The sequence below is a fragment of the Thermoleptolyngbya sp. M55_K2018_002 genome, assembly GCF_015295965.1.
GTDB lineage: Bacteria > Cyanobacteriota > Cyanobacteriia > Elainellales > Elainellaceae > Thermoleptolyngbya > Thermoleptolyngbya sichuanensis.
The window spans coordinates 1-3,054 of record NZ_DVEA01000221.1; the positions used below are offsets into that span (position 1 = coordinate 1).

Annotated in this window: 2 protein-coding genes and 1 pseudogene; all 3 read left to right on the forward strand. The window is 56.7% G+C overall.

Annotated elements, in window-relative coordinates:
• Nucleotides 1–341 precede the first annotated feature (341 nt).
• Complete coding sequence (locus IGS51_RS10985; RefSeq protein WP_297078437.1) at nucleotides 342–1,226, forward strand: hypothetical protein; 885 nt, start codon at nucleotides 342–344, stop codon at nucleotides 1,224–1,226.
• Between the two features lie 38 nt (nucleotides 1,227–1,264).
• A complete protein-coding gene (locus IGS51_RS10990; RefSeq protein ID WP_297078438.1) occupies nucleotides 1,265–2,602 on the forward strand; it encodes a HEAT repeat domain-containing protein in 1,338 nt (445 codons plus the stop codon).
• Nucleotides 2,595–2,959, forward strand: a pseudogene (gene avd, locus IGS51_RS10995) (diversity-generating retroelement protein Avd). Before IGS51_RS10990 ends, avd begins: the two are co-directional and overlap by 8 nt.
• Nucleotides 2,960–3,054: the final 95 nt, after the last annotated feature.

Sequence of the window (3,054 nt, forward strand, 5' to 3'; positions counted from 1 at the left end):
CATTTCCTAAAAGTTAGCTGGTTGCAGGCACTCCCATCGGGGGGTGCCTTTTCTTGTTCCAATATGGAGCAACAGAATGTGCCACTCTTGCTCCCCTTCTCCCCCCGTGGGAGAAGGGGTTGGGGGATGAGGGCAGACGTAGAATAGATCGACCGAGACAGCCTGTTCAGGTCGTCAGCCTTCCCGTGGTGCGATCGGGCGAGGGAGGTTCTACCCCGCTTCACAAGAGAATTTCCTAAAGATTTTCCCTGAATCTGGAAAAAGGGCGTTGAAATAGACACTAAGATGCAGCCAGGTGTGCATCTGTATTGGCAGCATCGATTCTCAAGCGAAACCCATCCATGCCCTCTTTGCAGTCGCCCCTCCTCAGCTTCCTCGCCGCTCTGGTTTTGTCTACGACCGTAGAATCCCCAGCAGTTGCTCAATCCAGCGCCAGCCCCGCGCCGCCCGAAGCCACCGCCGAACCCGCCCATCCCCTTGCCGAACTCTGGCAACAGCATCAGACTTCGATCAGCATCGGCAGCCTCCTCCTGCTCAGCTATCTGGGCGTGTTGGGGTTCCGGCCGCTGCTCTTGCTCAGGCTGCCCGCCAGCGATCTGTCCATTCCCGGCACAAGCTTGAAAATTCCGCTGGGTTGGGTGCGATTTCTGAAATATCGCAACCACGTCCTGGATGCCTGGGTGAACCAGCACTGGAAAATCGCTCAAAGGTCATTCTTAGACCTGCCAGCCGTCAGCCAGCGGGCGATCCACATTCCCTTACCCGTCTATCTCAATGACCAGCCCATTGATGAAAAGCGGATCGGAGAAGCGCTCAAACCCACCTTTTCCAAAAACACAGCGGTCTTGCTGATTACCGAAGAAGGCGGCGCGGGCAAAACCAGCCTCGCCTGCCAGATCGCTCTTTGGGGATTGAACAAACAACTGTGCAAACATCGCCTGCTGCCCGTGCTGGTGGAAACCGAGCTAGACGACAAACAGACACTCTTTGAAGTCATTCGCGGCCAGATCAACACCCTCACCGATCAGCGAGATCCCATTGCGCCAGAGCTTTTGGAAAATTTGCTGCGTCGTCGGCGGATGCTGGTCATCGTGGATCACCTTTCTGAAATGGGCGAGGAGACTCGCAAACAAATCACGCCACAGCTAGCCGATTTTCCCGCCAGGGCCTGGTCGTCACCTCTCGCCTGCTGGAACCGCTCGGCAACCTGCCCAAAACCATTCTGAAGCCCCTGCGAATCGAGGGCAGCAGTCTGTCTCGCTTTATGGATGCCTATCTAGAAGCCCGCAACAAGCGAGGTTTGTTTGAAGACGAAGACTATCTCAACGGCTGCCGTCGCCTGTCGCAGATGGTGGGTCAGCGCAACATCACCGTGCTGCTGGCCCGGCTCTATGCCGGCCAGATGATCGAGCAGCAAGAAGGCGTGGGGGGCATTCTGCCGTCCTCTGTGCCCGAACTGATGCTGAGCTATCTCAACCAGCTCAATCGCAGCATCGAAGAAGCCAACCGCCGAGATAATCTCGCTGTGCAGCAAGATGCCCAGCACATTGCCTGGGAATGCCTGAAGCAGACCTATCGCCCCACCACTGCGGCTAAGTCAGATATTGAAAAAGCTTTGAGCAAAAACGGCGCAAACGACATCCCAGCGCGGCTGGCCTATTTGGAAACCCGGCTGCGGCTAGTGCAAACGCTGGAGCCGGGAGACAAGCTCCGCATTGTGCTAGACCCGCTGGCAGAATATTTGGCAGCGCTGCATTGGGTCGATCAGTGTCGAGAAAATCCAGCAGAATCCTGGACGGAATTTTTAGACTCGATTGACCCCGTGCTAGAACAGGGCAACGACACTCCCATCGCGATTCAAGGCTTTTTGCTGGCGGTGCGCGACTGCTGCAAAGTAAAGCAGAAAGAAGCCCAGGTTCCAGAAGAGATTCCCGATGCGCTGGCCCGCAAAGCCGGCCTCGACCCCGCCAAGTTGCAAAAAATTGAGGAAAAACGCCGCATCAGCCTTCTAATTTCTGACCTATCCGACCCAGACGAAGAATATCGCATCCGCGCCGCAAAAGACCTTGGCAAGCGCGGACTTGCCGCCACCAAAGCCGTGCCTAATCTGCTGGGCATGGCCAAAAACCCCAACCAAACCCTAGAAGCCCGCCAGGAAGCGCTGAAATCGCTGGGCAGCTTGGGAGCCTGTAGCGACAGCCTAAAAGCCGACCTCGCTCCTCAACTGATCGCCCTGCTGCAACACGATCATGACCCCAAGCAGCCCGACGAGCTAGCGGTGCAGCGGGGCACAGCCGAGGCGCTGGGCGCAATGAAAGCCGGGCAAGCCGAACTCCAGGCAATTCTAAATAACGACCAGCAGCCGCTGACCCTGCGCCAAGGAGCCGCCCGCGCCCTGGGGCTCCTTGGCGCACCCAGCGGACAGCCCGTGCCCATGCTGATCGCGCAACTGCGAGACGGGCAGGTCAGCTTTTTCTTTTCCCTTGCGCGAAGCGCATTAAAAATTTTTTTAAAAAATCAGGTTCCTGCATCTAAGCCCTTACTACCTATCTGTAGTGGCTCCAGCACCTTTCACCCCCTACAGAAAGTGTCCCATGAGTAAACCCACCCCTCCCGATCTCCCCGTCATCCAAAAAACCTACGACCTCGTTAAGTGGTACGTCCCTGTCTTAAACCGACTTCCCCGCGACCATCGCTTCACCCTCGGCGAACGCATCATCAACGGGCTATACGACCTGCTAGAAGGCTTAATCCTGGCCCGCTATAGCCAAAACAAGCTCGAAATCCTGGAAAACTCAACACTCGCCTCGATCTGCTGCGCCACCAAACCCGCCTCCTGCTCGACTTCAGCCTCCTGGAAACCAAGCGCTACGAATGTGTCGGCAAACTGATGCACGACATCGGCACAGAGCTAGGCGGCTGGATTCGTCAACAGCGCCAGCGCCCCGCCAAAGCCTAGAGCAGGGATTAGGGGTTGGGGGTTAGGGGTTAGGACTGCAAGTTAGCCGAGTCCAAAACCGGAGGACGAAACCATGAAACGCTACGGCAATCTCT

Bases quoted from the DNA above. Each gene is read 5' to 3' on its own strand.
- IGS51_RS10990 (WP_297078438.1), top strand. From the start codon at position 1,265: ATGGATGCCTATCTAGAAGCCCGCAACAAGCGAGGTTTGTTTGAAGAC.
- IGS51_RS10985 (WP_297078437.1), top strand. From the start codon at position 342: ATGCCCTCTTTGCAGTCGCCCCTCCTCAGCTTCCTCGCCGCTCTGGTT.